Source organism: Plantibacter sp. LMC-P-059a (assembly GCF_030209505.1).
In the GTDB taxonomy this organism is placed as follows: domain Bacteria; phylum Actinomycetota; class Actinomycetes; order Actinomycetales; family Microbacteriaceae; genus Plantibacter.
The window spans coordinates 180,077-196,855 of record NZ_JARVRZ010000006.1 but is presented as its reverse complement, the minus strand read 5'-3'; the positions used below and the strand labels follow the sequence as shown (position 1 = coordinate 196,855).

Annotated in this window: 17 protein-coding genes and 1 riboswitch; of the genes, 10 read left to right on the top strand and 7 right to left on the bottom strand. The window is 71.9% G+C overall.

Annotation, left to right across the window (positions count from 1 at the left end; genetic code table 11):
* Positions 1-159 precede the first annotated feature (159 nt).
* Positions 160-933 (bottom strand): GNAT family N-acetyltransferase, encoded by a 774-nt coding sequence (locus QRN27_RS14260; protein WP_285042787.1) that lies wholly within the window; start codon positions 931-933, stop codon positions 160-162.
* A 110-nt stretch (positions 934-1,043) separates the two neighbouring features.
* Between QRN27_RS14260 and QRN27_RS14255 the strand changes: the two genes are divergently transcribed.
* Both QRN27_RS14255 and QRN27_RS14250 read left to right on the top strand, forming a co-directional pair.
* Positions 1,044-1,835: a response regulator transcription factor gene (locus tag QRN27_RS14255; RefSeq protein WP_056013818.1), complete on the top strand. Its 792-nt coding sequence runs from the start codon at positions 1,044-1,046 to the stop codon at positions 1,833-1,835.
* Entirely contained in the window at positions 1,832-3,466 is a 1,635-nt protein-coding gene (locus QRN27_RS14250; protein WP_285042786.1) for a sensor histidine kinase, read from the top strand. Before QRN27_RS14255 ends, QRN27_RS14250 begins: the two co-directional genes overlap by 4 nt.
* 150 nt (positions 3,467-3,616) lie before the next feature.
* On the opposite strand, the gene QRN27_RS14245 is transcribed toward QRN27_RS14250, so the two are convergent.
* The 3 genes from QRN27_RS14245 to QRN27_RS14235 form a co-directional block, all read right to left on the bottom strand.
* Entirely contained in the window at positions 3,617-4,255 is a 639-nt protein-coding gene (locus tag QRN27_RS14245; RefSeq protein WP_285042785.1) for a GntR family transcriptional regulator, read from the bottom strand.
* Positions 4,252-5,238, bottom strand: coding sequence for a DMT family transporter (locus QRN27_RS14240; protein WP_285042784.1), 987 nt, complete (start codon positions 5,236-5,238; stop codon positions 4,252-4,254). The genes QRN27_RS14245 and QRN27_RS14240 overlap by 4 nt, the downstream gene beginning before the upstream one ends.
* A gap of 109 nt (positions 5,239-5,347) precedes the next feature.
* On the bottom strand, positions 5,348-5,812 hold the full coding sequence (locus QRN27_RS14235; RefSeq protein ID WP_285042783.1) for a hypothetical protein: 465 nt from the start codon (positions 5,810-5,812) through the stop codon (positions 5,348-5,350).
* Positions 5,813-6,045: 233 nt separating this feature from the next.
* On the opposite strand from QRN27_RS14235, the gene QRN27_RS14230 reads away from it, so the two are divergent.
* The 4 genes from QRN27_RS14230 (at position 6,046) to QRN27_RS14220 (ending at position 10,451) form a co-directional block, all read left to right on the top strand.
* A complete protein-coding gene (locus QRN27_RS14230) occupies positions 6,046-8,247 on the top strand; it encodes an MSCRAMM family protein (protein ID WP_502929537.1) in 2,202 nt (733 codons plus the stop codon).
* Positions 8,199-8,303 carry a hypothetical protein gene (locus QRN27_RS18360; RefSeq protein ID WP_350224103.1) on the top strand — a complete coding sequence of 35 codons (105 nt, stop codon included), beginning with the start codon at positions 8,199-8,201 and terminating at the stop codon, positions 8,301-8,303. Before QRN27_RS14230 ends, QRN27_RS18360 begins: the two co-directional genes overlap by 49 nt.
* Positions 8,304-8,407: 104 nt before the next feature.
* Positions 8,408-9,685 carry a CDP-alcohol phosphatidyltransferase family protein gene (locus QRN27_RS14225; RefSeq protein WP_285042781.1) on the top strand — a complete coding sequence of 426 codons (1,278 nt, stop codon included), beginning with the start codon at positions 8,408-8,410 and terminating at the stop codon, positions 9,683-9,685.
* Positions 9,686-9,764: 79 nt separating this feature from the next.
* Complete coding sequence (locus QRN27_RS14220; protein WP_285042780.1) at positions 9,765-10,451, top strand: HAD family hydrolase; 687 nt, start codon at positions 9,765-9,767, stop codon at positions 10,449-10,451.
* On the opposite strand, the gene QRN27_RS14215 is transcribed toward QRN27_RS14220, so the two are convergent.
* Positions 10,448-10,939: a DUF1622 domain-containing protein gene (locus QRN27_RS14215; protein WP_285042779.1), complete on the bottom strand. Its 492-nt coding sequence runs from the start codon at positions 10,937-10,939 to the stop codon at positions 10,448-10,450. The genes QRN27_RS14220 and QRN27_RS14215 overlap by 4 nt on opposite strands.
* A gap of 60 nt (positions 10,940-10,999) precedes the next feature.
* Positions 11,000-11,100, top strand: a riboswitch (TPP riboswitch).
* On the opposite strand from QRN27_RS14215, the gene thiM reads away from it, so the two are divergent.
* The 4 genes from thiM (at position 11,083) to ppnP (ending at position 14,561) form a co-directional block, all read left to right on the top strand.
* Positions 11,083-11,943: a hydroxyethylthiazole kinase gene (thiM, locus tag QRN27_RS14210; protein WP_502929529.1), complete on the top strand. Its 861-nt coding sequence runs from the start codon at positions 11,083-11,085 to the stop codon at positions 11,941-11,943. (Overlaps the previous riboswitch by 18 nt.)
* A complete protein-coding gene (thiE, locus tag QRN27_RS14205; RefSeq protein ID WP_285042777.1) occupies positions 11,940-12,650 on the top strand; it encodes a thiamine phosphate synthase in 711 nt (236 codons plus the stop codon). The genes thiM and thiE overlap by 4 nt, the downstream gene beginning before the upstream one ends.
* A complete protein-coding gene (locus tag QRN27_RS14200; RefSeq protein WP_285042776.1) occupies positions 12,647-14,218 on the top strand; it encodes a bifunctional hydroxymethylpyrimidine kinase/phosphomethylpyrimidine kinase in 1,572 nt (523 codons plus the stop codon). The genes thiE and QRN27_RS14200 overlap by 4 nt, the downstream gene beginning before the upstream one ends.
* 46 nt (positions 14,219-14,264) lie before the next feature.
* Entirely contained in the window at positions 14,265-14,561 is a 297-nt protein-coding gene (gene ppnP, locus QRN27_RS14195; protein WP_056013836.1) for a pyrimidine/purine nucleoside phosphorylase, read from the top strand.
* Positions 14,562-14,673: 112 nt separating this feature from the next.
* Here ppnP and QRN27_RS14190 read toward each other — a convergent pair whose 3' ends face one another.
* Together QRN27_RS14190 and QRN27_RS14185 are read right to left on the bottom strand one after the other, a co-directional pair.
* On the bottom strand, positions 14,674-15,075 hold the full coding sequence (locus tag QRN27_RS14190; RefSeq protein WP_285042775.1) for a hypothetical protein: 402 nt from the start codon (positions 15,073-15,075) through the stop codon (positions 14,674-14,676).
* Positions 15,076-15,200: 125 nt separating this feature from the next.
* Positions 15,201-16,571, bottom strand: coding sequence for a cryptochrome/photolyase family protein (locus tag QRN27_RS14185; RefSeq protein WP_285042774.1), 1,371 nt, complete (start codon positions 16,569-16,571; stop codon positions 15,201-15,203).
* Between the last annotated feature and the right edge of the window lie 208 nt (positions 16,572-16,779).

The window sequence follows — 16,779 nt, the reverse complement described above, 5'->3', positions numbered from 1 at the left end:
CGACGGTGCATCGGGGCGGCCGGGCATCGGCCTATAGCGGCACGCGGAGGCGCTTCGGCGACGTGCATGCACGCATCGCCGTCCCGATGGCTGAACCTGCCGGGGCCAGTGTGGGGGAGACACGGCCCCGACAGGTTCGGCGATCGGGACGGCGATGCGTCAGGGGCGACGTGCCGCGCTGTCGTCGCCCTGCGGGATGCCGGCGGCGGCACGTTCGGCGCGGCGAGCGGCGAGCAGGGACGGCGTGATCACGAAGGTGATGCTCGACGAGCGGCGTGGTGCGTCCTCCCGGAGGAATCCGAGGCGCTCCGCGAGCGCGATGGACCGGGTGTTCCCGGGTTCGATGACCGCCGTCACCGTCTTCGCCTCGACCTCCGTGAACGCCAGGTCGAGCATCGCGGCCGAGGCCTCGCTCGCGAAGCCCTGGCCACCGGCAACCGGGTCCAGCACCCAGCCGATCTCCACCGAACGCTCGGCCGACTCCACGTCGCGCAGGTGCAGGGAGACGTCACCGACGAGGTCCCCGTCCCGTTCCACGGCCAGCGCGAGGAAGTCGCCGGACTGCCACAGACGGCGGTGTCCCATGCGATGGCGCAGGTGCTCCAGGGAGGCCTGGCGGTCGCGGACCGGCCACGGCAGGTGTTCGACGACCTCGGGAGAGGACTGGATGCGGTACCAGGCGTCGGCGTCCTCCAGGCGGTGACGACGCAGGACGAGGCGTTCGGTGCGGATCGGGTGCGCGTCGACCGGCGTCTCGATCCGCGGCCCGCGGAGGAGCCGGGGGCGCGAGACCGCTGCCGGGATCAGGGGGCGGAGTGCTCGGGCGACCCCGCCCACCGTGACCCGCAGACGATCCGTGGCTCCGGGCGCGTCACCCGACCGCCGGTGACGGCGGGAGGTGTACGGCGCGCCCAGGGGCTCTGCTCGGGTCATGCCCTCCACGGTAGGCACCTCGCTCATGCGCTCGGCCTGAAAAGATATGAGCCCTCTATGAATCGCCGGTCGCTGCACGTTCATCCCACCGGACGACGGATAATCGAACCATGCCCTCCGACCTGCCGACGCAGGTCGTCGACTCGGGGCGCCGCCGGGCGGTCCTCGCCAAGCTTCCGCGGATGTACCGGGCCGACGGCTCGCCGATCCGTGTCCTCCTCGTCGACGACGAGGCGGTCCTCACCGACCTCGTGAGCCTCGCCCTCGGCTACGAGGGATGGGTCGTGGACGTCGCCACCAACGGTCGCGAAGCCGTGCAGCGGTACCGGGCCGAGCGCCCCGACGTCGTCGTGCTCGACATCATGCTGCCCGACATGGACGGCTTGAGCGTCCTGCGCCAGCTCCGCAGCTTCTCGCAGGGCGAACCGGAGTCCGGCACGCCGACCCTGTTCCTCACGGCGCGGGACTCCGTGGACGACCGCATCATGGGACTCACCGCCGGCGGCGACGACTACATGACGAAGCCCTTCTCGCTTGAGGAGCTCGTCGCGCGCCTCCGCGGCCTGCTCCGCCGGACCGCGCACGTCGTGTCCGACGACGACTCGCGCATCACGATCGGCGGCCTCTTCCTCGACGAGCGCAGCTACGAGGTCAGCCGCGACGGCGAGCCGGTCGCGCTCACCACTACCGAGTTCGAGCTGCTGCGCTACTTCATGCGCAACCCGAAGCGGGTGCTGAGTCGCGCGCAGATCCTCGACCGGGTGTGGAACTACGACTTCGCAGGCAAGGCCAGCATCGTCGACCTCTACGTCTCCTACCTGCGGAAGAAGATCGATGCCGACCGCGCGCCGATGATCCACACCGTCCGCGGTGTCGGATACGTGCTGCGGCCCGTCGAATGAGCACCGGAGCGGTCCCGACCGCAGGCGTCTCGACGTCCCCTCCGAAGCAGCGGCACCCGTGGACCCTCCAGCGCCGCCTGGTGACCGGGATCGCGGCCGTCATCGCCGCGGTCCTCGCGGTCTCCGGTGTCCTGACCGTCATCACGGTGGAGGCGTCGGTCACCGAGGTCGTTGACACGCAGCTCACCGGTTCGATGGAGGCCTTCGAGCACTCGGTCGTGAAGTTCCACGACCAGCAGGCTCGTGACGGCGCCGTCGCCGACCCGGACGCGACCCGGGGCGAGCCCGGCTACGTGAAGCCGTTCGTCGACTACGTCGGTCACGGCCCGGGCACGCTCATCGCCCTCATCGCCGATGGCCAAATGGTCGACTCGGCACGGTTCACCCAGTCCAACGCGAAGGCGCTCGACGTCCGCACGCAGGCGCTCATCGAGGAGGCCGCAGCCGCCGGCGGCACCGAACGGCAGAACATCGGGCTCGGGTCGCTCGGCGGGTACCGGCTCGAGTTCCTCGACCACGGCGACGGCGAGACCCTCGTCGCCGGAGTCTCCCTCGCCACCCCTCGCGCGGCCGTGCAGCAGGAGGCGATCGTCATCGCGATCCTCGCCGTCCTCGCCCTCGCCGTCACCATCGTCGGGGCGATCATCGTGGTCCGACTCGCGCTCCGCCCGCTGTCCCGCGTCGCCGCAGCCGCAGCCGAGGTCTCCACGCTGCAACTCGAGCGCGGGGACACGGGGATCGACGTGCGCGTGGACCAGGCCGACACCGACCCGCGAACGGAGATCGGCAAGGTCGGCGAGGCCCTCAACGGCCTCATCGACCACGTCGACCGGGCGCTCGCCGTGCGCGCGGCCACCGACAAGCGCATGCGGCGTTTCGTCACCGACGCGAGCCACGAGCTGCGGACGCCGCTGGCCGCGATCCAGGGCTACGCCGAGCTCACCCGCCAGGACAGCGAGAACCTCCCGCCCATGACGGAGCATGCCCTCGCCCGCATCGAGTCGGAGGCGACGCGCATGAGTTCGCTCGTGAGCGAACTGCTCCTGCTCGCGCGGCTCGACGAGGGCCAGGACCTCCACCTCGACGACGTGGACCTGAGCGACCTCGTCGCCGCCGCGGTGAGCGACGCGGCCGTCTCGGCTCCCGGGCACCACTGGTCGGTTGACGTGCCGGAGCGCGCGATCATCGTCCGAGGCGACCGCGAGCGGCTGCACCAGCTCGTCGTGAACCTGCTGTCGAACGCAGCGGTCCACACCCCGGCGGGCACCTCGGTGGTGACGCGGATCGCCGCGCCGAAGAGTGCCGACGAGCCGCAGCGTGCGGCCCTGACGATCGCGGACGACGGCCCCGGCATCGACGAATCGTTCCTCCCGGAGCTGTTCGACCGCTTCGCGAGGGCCGATTCGTCCCGGTCGCGGGCCGCGGGAAGCACGGGACTCGGTCTCGCGATCGCGCTGTCGATCGCCGAAGGGCACGAGGGTGCGATCGAGGTCGCGTCCTCGCCCGCCGGCACCACGTTCACGGTGACGTTGCCGTGGTCGGGGCCCTCCGACGAGCATCCGGCCGTCCGGTCGTCGGCCAGCACCGCGGCCGCGGTGCGCCCGGGCGAGGTCTCCTCGGCCCGGTCCTGACCGGCGCCCTTCGACAGGCTCAGGGACCGGGGGCCACAGCCCTTCGACAGGCTCAGGGACCGCGGGCTACTGAGCCACCCTTCGACAGGCTCAGGGACCGCGGGCTACTGAGCCCCCCACCCCGGTCACCGAGCTTGTCGAGGTGCGGCGTCAGCCGGCGGCGCGGCGGAGCGCCACGAGTTGCTCGGCCGAGTGCGTCAGGTGCGCGCGCAGTTCCGTCTCGGCGTGGTCGCTCAGCAGTGCGTCGACGAGCCGGTCGTGCTGGCTGATGAGTTCCTCCGGTGGGAGGACGCTGCGGAGCTGCACCATGAACAGCCCGAGTTCGGCGAGCAGCCCGGCGTGGGCTTCGAGCAACCTCGGACTGCCCGCGGCGGCCACGATCGCGTGATGCAGCTCGGCGTGGGCCTGCTCGATGCGGCGCTGGTCGTGGGGTCGTGCAGTGCAGGCCATCCGGAGCGCCTCGTTCGCCGCGACGACCGCGTCCGGCTGTCGCGATTCGGACGTCGTTCGCGTCCGGAGCAGCCGGAGCGCCTCGACCTCGATCGCCGTGCGGTATTCCATGAGGGCCAGGACGTCCGCGTCGCTGAACGACCGCACCCGTGCGCCGCGGTAGGCCTCGAACGTGACGAGCCGTTCGGCCGCGAGCATCTGGAGGGCGGCGCGGACGGTGTGCCGGTTGACGCCGAACCGGGTGGTGAGGGCGGCCTCCCGGAGCGGCTCGCCCGCGCCGGGTCGGCCGTCCAGGATGTCCTCTCGCAGCGCATGCGCGACGGTCTCGACGGCGGTCATCGGATGCCCGGTCGCCGGCTCCGGCGCGCCGGCGTCACGAGGATCGCCAGCCCGGTGAGCAGGAGTGCGGCGCCGACGACGGTGGTCGGCCCGAACGATTCCCCCAGCAGCAGGATGCCCAGCAGCGTGGCCGTCATGGGTTCGAAGAGGGTCAGCGTCGCGACCCGTGAGGCGGGCAGTCCGCCGAGCGCGTAGCCGAAGAGGAGGTAGCCGGCGAGCGTGTTCACGAGCGCGAGCCAGGCGACGGCGAGCGCTCCGGGGACGGTGGCGATCCAGGCGACCTCCGTGAAGAGGAGCACGGGCAGGGAGATGACCGCGGCCGAGCCGAAGAGTGTCGCCATGGAGCCGAGGGGGCTCCAGCCGTGGTCGATGAGCGCCTTGCTGCAGAGCGTGTAGAGGGCGTAGGAGGCGCCGGCGCCCACGGAGGCGAGCAGCCCGTCCACGGTGACCTCCCCGACCCCGCCGGTCAGGCCGGACAGGACGGCGACACCGGCAGCCGCGACGACGGTCGCGAGGAACCAGCGGGCGCTCGGGCGACGTCGGTGGATCGCCCATTCGAGGAGCCCGGTGATGGCGGGTGCCGACCCGAGCGCGGTGAGGGTGCCGATGGCGACGCCGTTGCGCTCCGCACCGAGGAAGAAGAAGGGTTGGTAGGCCGCGACGCCGACGGTGCCGAGCACGATCGCCGCGATGAGCGCCGGCCGCCCGAGCGCCGTGACCCGCGGACGAGCCGCGGAAGGGGAGCCGGCGTGGGCCGTCGACGCCCGCTTCGACGCGATGGCCCACACCACGACGAGGAGGACGCCGCCGAACACGATCCGTGCGGCGCCGAAGGGGACCGAGCCGACCTCGATGGGGAGGAGGGCGTGCACCGTCCCCGTCGTGCCGAAGCACACGGCGGCGAGGATCGCGGCCGCGACGGGGAGGCGCTGCGCTGCCGGGGCCGGAGCGCTCGGGCCGGCCACGGTCGTCGATCGGGTCATGAGGACAGCCTGGCGGAGGATTGTGTAACAATCAACGCCCGATGTCGTGGTTCACGCACGACGACGCCCGCCGACTCGGGGAGTGGGCGGGCGTCGTCGGGTTGTCGGATCAGTTGATGGAGGCGACCATCGAGACGCCGAGCAGCAGGGCGGCACCGGCGGCGACGATCAGGGCCAGCGCGAGCATGGTGCCCGAGATGATGACAGCGGTGAGCGCGAAGCCCTTCGCCCGCGGTTTGCGGGCCAGGGCGATGATGCCCATGACGAGCGAGGCGATCGGGAGGAGGACGAACGAGGGGGCCACGATCGCGGCGATCGAGAGCGCGAAGGCGATGATCGACAGCGTCTGCGTGGAGCTCTCGCGGTCTGCCGCCGCGGTGGCCGGCACCGGTGGGACGGCGGCGATGGCGGTGGTCTGGGTGGTGGGGATCGTTTGGACGGGTGTCGTCTGATCCGGGAGGGGTGTCGTCTGGGCGAGCGGGTCCGTCCCGAACGATTCGGTCGGGGCGTCGGCCAGGGTCACGTCCTCGGCGGGCGAGGTCGTGGGGGACTCGGTGGTGGCTGAGGCGGACATGGGCTTCTGTTCCTTCCTCCGCGGTGGCGGAGCTGTCTCCGCGGTTGCGGAGCTGTTCGGTTGATGCTGCAAGCCTCCTCCGATCGGGTCCGTGGCGGATCGCCCGCGCGCCCGATCTTCCCTCGTCCTGCGGGACCATCCCCGTTGCACGGTCCGTGGGTCGGCGGTGCCATGGCGGCCTTACCACGGATCGTTCGGGATGTCCCGCCTGAGGTCCGGGATTCCCCGCTGCGATGCCTCCGCATATCCTGGCGCGCATGACCCGCCGCATCGGAGCCGCTGTCCTCGCCCTGCTCGGAGCCTCCGCGCTCGCCCTCACCGCAGCCGTCCCGGCGGCCTCGGCCGCGACCACCTCGAGTTGGGCGACATGGCCCACCTTCTCCGGCGTCTCGGGGTCCTATCAGGGCACGATGACCCTGGCCGGGCAGCCCGCCCTGACCGCGGCGCTCACGAGCGACTCGCTCGGCGGCGCGAACGTCGTCTCCGGCGCCTCGAACTGGTTGGCGGCGTCGACCCCGGTGGGTGCGAAGTACGGCAGTAGCCGTGACCAGCCCTATCTGAACCTCCGGCCGAAGGCGAACAACCCCGCGTCGCCTTCGACCACGACCTACTCCTTCACGACGCCGACGCCGCCGTCCGGCTGGACGTTCGTGCTCGGCGACATCGACGCCGACCAGGTCACCGTGACCGCGATCGGTCCCGACGGGGTCGCCCTGACGGCGGACGAGCTCGGGTTCAACGGCGGGTTCAACGCCTGTGCTCCTGGTCTGACCGGCAAGCCCTCCTGCACCGGTTCGGCGACGGACGTCCCCACCTGGGATCCGGCGACGCAGGTGCTGCGCGGCAACGATGCCGCCGCCGACACGAGCGGTGCGGCCGCCTGGTTCGAGCCCGCCGCGCCGATCTCCAGCCTCACCTTCGCCTTCCAGCAGCGGTCCGGCTCGCCCGTCTACCAGACGTGGTTCGCGTCGATCGCGCGCGACGTGACCGGTACCGTGACCGACCAGGCCGCTGGCGGGCTGGACGGCGTCGGCGTGCGACTCATCGACCGCGACGGCCGGGTGGTCGCCTCGACGACCACTGCCGGCGGAGGCGCCTACGCCTTCGAGGGGTACTTCGCGACCGACGGCTACACCGTGCAGCTCGTCCCGCCGGCCGGCAAGATCGCGGTCGGGGCAACGCGGGTCGCCGCCGACCTCACGGACACTGATGCGGTCGCGGACTTCGTCGTCCGGGACATCGTGCCCGTTGCGGTCTCCGGCACCGCCCTCGACGCCGATGGTGTCCCCATCGTCGGGGCCACCGTCACCATCGACGGCGTGGGGAGCGTGACCACCGACACCGACGGGGACTATCTCTTCGACACCGTGCCGGTCGGCGACCACACGCTCGTCATCACGCCACCGGCGGGGTACGCCGTCCAGATCGCGCCGTCCCCGTTCTCCGTCCCGGCCGGGAGCGAGACGCCCATCACAGCACGGGACTTCGTGCTCGTCGCGAACCCGCGCCTCGGCGGCGTGATCAGTTCCGGCGGGGTCGGCGTGGCCGGGGTCACCGTGAGCGCCGAGGGTCCGAGCGGCGTCGAACGCGCCGTCACGGCCGCCGACGGCTCGTACAGCTTCCCGCTCCTGCCGGCGGGGTCGTACACCGTCTCGATCGTCGCGCCCGAGGGCTACGTCGTCTCCGGGACGGCGACGCGCTCCGAGGAGCTCGCCGACACGGATCTGGACGCGGTCGACTTCGAACTCGCCCGGCTCGGCACGGTCATCGGCGACGTCCTGACGGACACGGGTGCGCCCGTCCCCGGGGCCACCGTGACGGTCGAGACGCCGACGGGCCCGGTCGTGTTGACGACGTCCGCCGAGGGTGCGTACGGGCTCGCCGACCTCCCGCCCGGTGACTACCCGGTGACGCTGACCGTGCCGGCAGGGTATTCCGTCCCAGACGGCGGGGTGACGACCGCCGTCGCGGTCGTCGGCTCGGACGGTTCGGTGCAGACGGTGCCGAGCTTCGTCCTCGTCGCGGACGAGGTGCTCGGTGGGCTGACCGGAACCGTGGAGACGGACGCCGGTGCCCCGCTCCCGGACGTCGTCGTGACGGTCGACACCCCGACCGGCGAGGTCGCGGTCACGACGGACGCCGACGGCGTCTACCTCCTCGACGACCTCGCCTCGGGCTCGTACGAGGTCGCGGTGACGGTTCCGTCGGGCTACACCGCCGAGGGCGCCACCTCGGCGGTCGCGGTCGTCGCGGCCGACGGATCCGTGGTCTCCGTGCCCGCGTTCGTCCTGGTCCCCGACGTCGTCGCGCCCGTGCCATCGGCGATCCCGCCGTGCCGGGCTCCTCAGGCCGTCTGCCCTCGACCGGCGCGGACACGATGCCGTGGATCGTCGCGGCCGGAGTGCTCGTCGTGTTCGGAGCGGCCGGCGTCGTGACGGCCGCGGTCCTCCGCCGTCGTCGTGCCGGGAGGAACGCCCCGTCCGACGATTGACGGCTCCGTCGTCCCGAAGGGGATCGGAGCACCCGGCTCGTCCGTAGACTTGGGCGAGCCGCGCTCCGACCAGGGGCGCGGATCGTATTCGTGAACGGGGACCCGTGGACGTCATCGGCTGGGTGGACGGCGCCACGACGGTGTTGCCCGATCCGATGATCTGGCTGTTCGGCCTCCTCTTCGCCGTGGCGGAGTCCGGGCTCTGGCTCGGTCTGCTGGTGCCGGGGGAGCCCGTCGTGCTCCTCCTGTCGGCGATGCTCGACTCCGGTCCGGCCGCGCTCGTCCTGTTCCTCGCCGTCGCCCTCGGTGGATCGCTGGGAGACCACCTCGGGTTCCTCATCGGTCGTCGGAGCGGCGGGCGTCTCCGCGACACGGCCGTCGTCCAGCGTCTCGGCGTCGGCGGCTGGGATCGGGCGGTCGAGGCGCTCGAGCGGCGCGGAGCCCAGGCCGTCTTCCTCACCCGGCTCGTCCCCGTGCTCCGGTGCCTGACGCCGGCCGCGGCCGGGGTCGCCCGCGTGCCGTACCGGTCGTTCCTCCTCGCGTCGGTGCTCGGGTCGCTCCTGTGGTCCGCCGTCTTCGTCGGCGTCGGTTCGCTCGTGCGCGTCGTGCTCGAGGGAGTCCGTCAGTACCTCGGTTCCGCCGGGTGGGTGCTCCTGCTCGCACTCGTCGTCGTGGTGTCGATCGTCGCGATCGTCCGAGCTCGCCGGGGACTCGCGATCCCGGGCGACGAGGCGATGATCCCGGTGACCCTGCACGAGAAGACGCCGATCGCGCGCCTCCGCACCCAGCTCTTCGCGGACGACGACTGGCGGAACCTGCCCAACGCGATCACGGCGGGACGCATCCTCCTGCTCCCCGTCTTCGCCGTCCTCGTCGTCACCGGCTCCTACCTGGCGGCGCTCGTCGTCGGGGCGGTCGTGTTCCTGAGCGACGTCGCCGACGGGCAGATCGCGCGCCGGATGGGGACCGTCTCGGCGCTCGGCACCTGGCTCGACGGCGTCGCCGACCGCTTGACCGTCGTCGTGGTCGCGGCCTCCTTCGCCGTCGCGCAGATCATCCCGTGGCAGGTGTTCGTCGTCATGATCGTGCCCGACCTCCTCCTCGCGTTCATCGCGGTCGTCGCGTTCCGCGGGACGCCCGAGGTACCGGTGAGCCTCGCCGGCAAGATCCGCACGGTGCTCCTCTTCGTCGGCTTCTTCGCGCTGCTCACCGGGCTCGCCCTCGGCGGCGGTGATCCGGCGTCGCCGCTGTCCCGCGTGTTCGGCGGCATCGGCTTCGTCGCGATCCTCCTCGGGCTCGTCGGGCACTTCGTCGCGGCGACCCAGTATGCGCGACGCATGATCGTCACGTGGCAGCGGCAGGGTGTCGGCATCTCCCGCTGATCGCCGTCGGTCACGATGCCGGCCGCTTCCCGGAGACGCGCCAGGCGTGGACGCAGGCGGCGTCGTTTAGGCTCGGAGTATGCCAGTCGACTATCCGGACCTCGTCATCTTCGACTGCGACGGCACCCTCGTCGACACGGAACGCATCTCGGTGCGGGTGAACCTGCAACTCCTCAACGAGGTCGGCGGCGACTACACCGAGGCCGAGGTGCGCGAACTGTTCGTCGGCGCGTCGTTCGAGACCTACGCGACCCTCGTCGAAGCACGGCTCGGCAAGCCGTTGGAGGCCGACTGGATCCAACGCTGGAGCGACATGTTCCGCGGCATCTGCGAGCGCGAGCTGGAAGCGGTCGACGGCGTCGTCGACGCGCTCGACGGCATCGCGGCGACCGGGGTGCCGTTGTGCGTCGCCTCGAACGGCATGCTCCACGACGTCGTCCGGAACCTCGGCCAGGTGGGCATCCACGACCGGTTCGCCGGGCGGATCTTCAGCGCGACCGACGTCGCCGTCGGCAAGCCGGCCCCGGACCTCTTCCTGCACGCGGCCGCCGACTTCGACACCGCCCCCGAGCGGTGCGCGGTCGTCGAGGACAGCGTCGTGGGCGTGCTCGCCGCGCGGGCCGCGGGGATGACCGTGTACGCCTACGCCGGCGGCATGACGCCGGCCGAGCGGCTCGTCGGCGACGGCACCCACGTCTTCGACGACATGCGTGAGCTGCCCGACCTCATCCGAGACACCTGGGCGGAAACCGCCTCCACGCGCTAGCCGCGACTGCGCAGTTCCGGGAACCGGCCGTCGTCATCCGGCGTGGCCGTGGCTTTGTCGGCGTCCGGCACCGTCACGGGCTGCTCCTCGGTGGACCGCCGTGGCCGCTCGCCGCCGCGCGCGACGGCCTGGCCGAACGCCTGCGGTCCCGTCGTCGCGAGGCGTCTCCAGGGCAGGGTCCCTTCGATCTCGATCTGCAGGGAGAAGCTCAGCAGGGTGCGGATGACGACGATGATCGCCAGGACGGCTGCGTCGGTCAGCGACGGGGTGGACGTGACCGTCTTCACGAGGTCGGCGGCCACGAGGATCTCGAGCCCCAGGAGGATCACCGAGCCGATCGTCTCCCGCAGCATCCGGAACGCCCGCCCGCCGTCGCGGGTGCGCAGCCACAGGCGGGCCGAGAGGGCGACGGCGATCACGAAGCCCACGACCATCGCCCCGACACCGGCGACCTCGAAGACGATGGTGACCAGCTCGAAGAAGTCCATGCGCCCATCATCCTCGTCGCCTCGCCGGACGGGAAGCGCCACCGACCCGCTATGGTGGTCGCGAGTGACACGGGGTGCCGATCCCAAGACGACCGGCTGAGAACACACCCGTCGAACCTGATCTCGTTAGTCCGAGCGAAGGGATGTCGCGAATGAGCATTCGCACACCGCAGCAGTCTGCCCACCCGTCCACCGACGAGTCCGCCGCCGGCGGGTTCGCGACCGCGGCGGGGGACCTCCTCGACCGGCTGCGCGAGCGCACCCCACTCGTCCAATCGATCACGAACGCCGTGGTCACGAACTTCACGGCGAACGTCCTCCTCGCCGTCGGTGCCGCCCCGGCGATGACCGACATCCCCACGGAGGCCGGGCCGTTCGCCCGCATCGCCTCCGGCGTGCTCCTCAACCTCGGGACGCCGCAAGCGGAGCAGCGCCAGGCCATGATCGAAGCCGCGACCGCCGCGAACGAGGTGGGCACCCCGTGGGTGCTCGACCCCGTCGCGGTCGGGTCCCTCCCCGTCCGGACGGCGCTCGCCGCGGAGCTCCTGGCACTCCGGCCGACGATCGTCCGGGGCAACGCGAGCGAGATCATCGCGCTCGCCGGCCTCGGCGCCGGCGGTCGCGGTGTCGACAGCACCGACTCCGTCGACAGTGCGATCGAGGCTGCGACCGCGATCGCGCGCACCTCGGGAGCGGTTGTGGCGATCTCCGGTCCGACCGACGTCATCACCGACGGTGAGCGCATCGTCCGCTGCTCCAACGGACACCCGTGGCTCACTCTCGTGACGGGCGGCGGATGCGCGCTCGGTGCGGTGTTCGCCGCGTTCGCTTCGCTCCACGATGACCGCTTGCTGACGACGGTGGCCGCAACGAGCGTGTACACGGTCGCCGCTCAGCTGGCCGCGGCGGAGAGCCGCGGGCCCGGGTCGTTCGCCCCGGCTTTCCTCGACCGCCTCCACCTCCTCGATGCGGAGACCGTCCGCCGACTGGCGGTGGTGGCATGAGCGCCGAGACGGTGTCCGACAGCGTGCACGCCGCCCGTTCGCACGCCGCCCTCGTGCGCCGGGCCATGGAGACGTATCTCGTCACGGATGCCTCGGCCAGCGGCGCCCGGGGCGTGCTCGACGTCGTGCGCCGAGCCGTCGACGGCGGGGTGACCGCGGTGCAACTGCGTGAGAAGACCGCGACGGCTCGCGAGCTGTTCGACCTGACCGTCCGTGCCGCGGAGCTCGTATCGGGTCGAGCCCTGCTCCTCGTCGACGACCGGGTCGACGTCTTCCTCGCCGCCCGTTCCGCCGGCGCCGTCGTCCACGGTGTCCACGTCGGGCAGAGCGACCTCCCGGTCGACGCGGTCCGCCGGATCGTGGGTGACGCGGCCGTGGTGGGCTTGACGGCGAACACGCCCGCCCACCTCGACGCGGTGGCCGCCCTGCCCGCCGGGACCGTCGACTACCTCGGCGTCGGCGTGATCCGCCCGACGGCGACGAAACCGGACCACCCCGAGCCGCTCGGCGTGGACGGGTTCGCCGCGATCGCCGCCGCCACCGAGCTGCCCTGCGTGGCGATCGGCGGGGTCGGGCTCGCCGACACCGTGGCCCTCCGATCGGCGGGTGCCGCCGGGCTCGCGGTGGTGTCCGCCATCTGTGCCGCCGACGATCCGGCTGCGGCGGCTCGCGCGTTCCGTGCGGCGTGGGACGAGGTGTCCGCGTGAGCGCCACCGAGTCGCTGAGGACAGCCCCGGCCCGCTCGTCCGCCGATGCCGGGATCGGGCGACGCCCGTTCGCGACCAGACCCACACCGCGGGTGCTGAGCATCGCCGGCACCGACCCCACCGGCGGCGCCGGCGTCCAGGCCGACCTCAAGAGCATCGCCGCGAACGGCGGATACGGCATGGCGGTCGTGACCGCGCTCGTCGCGCAGAACACCCGCGGCGTCCGGTCCGTGCACACCCCGCCCGTCGCATTCCTGAGGGCGCAGCTGGACGCCGTGGCCGACGACGTCGTCATCGACGCCGTCAAGGTCGGCATGCTGGGCGACGCGCGGATCATCGAGACCGTCGCCACGTGGCTCCGCGAGACGACGACCGGACCCGTCGTCCTCGACCCCGTCATGGTGGCGACGAGCGGTGACCGCCTCCTCCGGCAGGACGCGGAAGCCGCCATGCGCGCGCTCCTGCCGCTCGTCGACCTCGTCACCCCGAACCTCCCCGAGCTCGCCGTCCTCGCGGACGAACCGGTGGCGGAGTGCTGGGCCGACGCCCTCGCGCAGGCGCGGCGGGTGTCGGAACGGGCCGGAGTGATCGTGCTCGTGAAGGGCGGGCACCTGTCCGGGGTGGCGGACTGCCCCGACGCCCTCGTCGACACCGGCGGCGGCCTCGGTGACGGCCGCTCGCTCATCGAGTTCGACGGACCGCGGGTCGCCACGACGAACACCCACGGGACGGGGTGCTCCCTGTCGAGCGCGATGGCGACCCTCGTCGCCCGCACCGGGTCCTGGTCGGAGGCGCTCGGCACGGCCAAGGCGTGGCTCACCTCGAGTCTCGAGGCGGCGGACGCGCTCGAGGTGGGCGCGGGGAGTGGCCCGATCAACCACTTCGCCACGTTGTGGGAGTCGGCGGGCCTCGGTGCGCGCCCAGCAGACGGCGCCGAGCTCGTCGCGGGATGGTGGGACGAGATCACGGAGCTGCGGGCGCGGATCGACCGGCTGCCCTTCGTCGCGACGCTCGCCGACGGCACCCTCGATCCGGCCCGGTTCGCCTGGTACCTGCAACAGGACGCGATCTACCTCCGCGCCTACTCACGGGTGCTCGCGCGAGCGAGCGCGCTGGCCCCGACCCCCGAGGAACAGGTGTTCTGGGCCACGGGCGCCGCCGGCTCGATCGAGGCCGAGATGGAACTCCACCGCACCTGGCTCGCCGCCTCGGCAGCGGCCGGGGAGGAGGCGGAACCGTCGGCGACCACGACGGCCTACCTCGACCACCTGCACGCCGCGAGTGTCGACGGCGACTACGGTCGGGTGATCGCCGCGGTCCTGCCCTGCTACTGGATCTATCAGGATCTGGGGGAGCGGCTCGTCCAGGCGTCGCACCCCGAGCACCCGTTCGCCGCGTGGCTCGACACCTACTCCGACCCGGCCTTCGCGGTCGCCACCGCCCGCGCGATCGAGATCGTCGCCGGTGCCGCCGAGCGCGCGGACGCGACGGCACGTCGGGCGATGCGCCGGGCGTTCCTGGCCTCTGCGGTACACGAGGAGGCCTTCTTCGCCGAGCCGATACGATGAATGGCGGATCGGCCACGGTGGTCGTGGACCACGAGGGAGGCCCCTGATGCTGACGAGCAACGAGTACTTCGACGGCAACGTGAAGTCGATCGGCTTCGCCACGCACGAGCCGGGAGCCGAGTCGGCGAGCGTCGGGGTCATGGCTCCGGGGGAGTACACCTTCACCACCGGGAAGGCCGAGGAGATGTCCGTCATCTCCGGCCGGCTCCGCGTCCTGTTGCCCAACACGAGCGCCTGGCAGGACTTCGGCCCGGACGCCCAGTTCAGCGTCCCGGGGAGCAGCAGCTTCCAGGTCCAGGTGGAGGTCGCCACCGCCTACCTCTGCCGCTACCTGAACATCTGAGCGGCTGAGCGGCTGCCCTTCGACAGGCTCAGGGACCGGTGCGCCTTGGTCACTGAGCTTGTCGAAGTGTCGACCGGCTCAGGGACCGGTGCGTCGTGCGACCGGTCGCGGCTCAGGGACCGGCGACGACCTCGAGGGTGAACACGACGGTCGAGTCGTCGGAGCGGTTCGTCAGCGTCACCGTCGTGCTGCCGACCGCGAGGGGCTGCAGGCCGGGGTTGAAGGAGGCGCCGCCCCGGGAGCCACCGGGCACGTACTCCGCGATCGACGGGTCCTCGATCTCGGCGGACCAGACGGTCGGGTCGACGGCGACGAGGTCCACCACGTTGTCGAGGCCGACGGAGACGGTGCGCCCGTCCTGATCGACGAGCTGGACGATGACGGGCGCGATCACGCCGGCGGCACTCGCGGAGCCCTGGTCGGAGGGTTCGTCCGAACCGCCGGTGCATGCGCTCGTGCCGAGGAGCGCTCCGACGATCGCGATCACGGTGAGCCCTCGGCTGGCGCTGCGCATGGTGATCCTCTCTCGGCGTGACCTCACCCTACCGCCGGGCGGCGACGCGCCTCAGGATCGCTGGGCCAGCGCGTCGGCGGCCGTGCTGAGCCGCCCGTCCTCCATGACGAGCACCTGGAGCCGGGCTACGCGCCCTTGACGTGCTCGTACGCGGCGAGGGCCGCGTGCCGCGTCTCACCGAGGTCGACGATCGGCTCCGGGTAGTCGGGCGTCCCGAACTCCGGTACCCACCGCTTGATGTAGGCGTCGTCGGGATCGAACCGTTCCCGCTGGCGTTCGGGGTTGAAGATCCGGAAGTACGGCGACGCGTCGAACCCGCTGCCGGCGACCCACTGCCAGTTGAACGGGTTGGACGCCGGGTCCGCGTCGACGAGGGTGTCCCAGAACCACTCCTCGCCGAGCCGCCAGTGGATGAGGAGGTTCTTGGTCAGGAACGACGCCACGACCATCCTGATGCGGTTGTGCATGCTGCCGGTCGTCCACAGCTCGCGCATGCCGGCGTCGACGAGGGGGATGCCGGTGTGGCCGGTGGTCCAGGCGGTGAAGGCGTCCTGGTCGACGTCCGGCCAGGGGAAGCGGTCGAAGGCCTGCCGCCAGTTGCGGGTGGCGAGGTCGGGGAACGCGAAGAGGCAGTGGTAGGCGAAGTCGCGCCAGCCGAGTTCCTTGAGGAACGTGGCGCCGTCGTCGCCGAGGTGCCGTCGGTGGTCGCGAGCCGCATGCCAGATCTGCGGTGAGCTGATCTCCCCGAAACGCAGGTGCGGCGACAGCCCGGAGGTCGACGGTTGGGCGGGGAAGTCACGATCCTCCGCGTACCCGGTCACCCCACCATCGAGGAAGTCGGCGAGTCGTGCGTCCGCTCCGGCCTCACCCGGCGTCCAGTGCTCACGGAGCCCACCCGCCCAGTCCGGCTTCGTCGGCAGGAGGTCCCACGATCCGAGCTCGTCACCGTCGGGCGCGTCCGAGACGCCCGTCAGCTCGGTGGGCGCGGGGAGCGGATGCCTCGGCGGGTTCGCCGCATGCCGTTGCAGCGACGCCTTCCAGAACGGGGTGAACACCGAGTAGGGCTGGCCCTGCCCGGTGACGATCTCCCAGGGTTCGGCGAGGAGGTTCGCGGCGAAGCTCCGGGCGTCGAGACCGGCGTCCTTCAGCTCCGTCTTGATCCCTGAGTCGATCTCCCGTTCCGCGGCTCCGTAGCGACGGTTCCACAGCACCGCGCCGGCTCCGAGGGAGGTGGCGAGTTCAGGAACGATCGTGGCCGCACTCCCCGAACGGAGGAGCAGAGTGCCGCCGAGCCCGCGGATGTCCTCCCCGAGCGCCTCGAGGCTGTGATGCAACCACCAGCGGGAGGCCCCGCCGAGCGGTCGCAACTCCTCGCTGTCGTCGAGGACGAACAGGCAGAGGATCGGTGCGCCGAGCTCGACGGCCGCGTGCAGTGCGGGGTTGTCGGCCAGACGGAGGTCGTCACGGAACCATACGATCGTCGGGGCAGTGGCCATCCCGTCAGCCTACGCGGCGCGCTCGTCCGAGCTGCAGGGTTGACCGCGGCCGTGCGTTCCGGTCGCTGTCCCCTCCTCCGATCGCTGCCCCCATCCTCCGGTCACTGCCCCATCCTCCGGTCGTTGTCCTCCTACTCCGGTCGCTGCCCCCTCCTCCGGTCACTGAGCCTGTCGAAGTGCCCACCGGGTTGACGCCGCCCTTCGACAG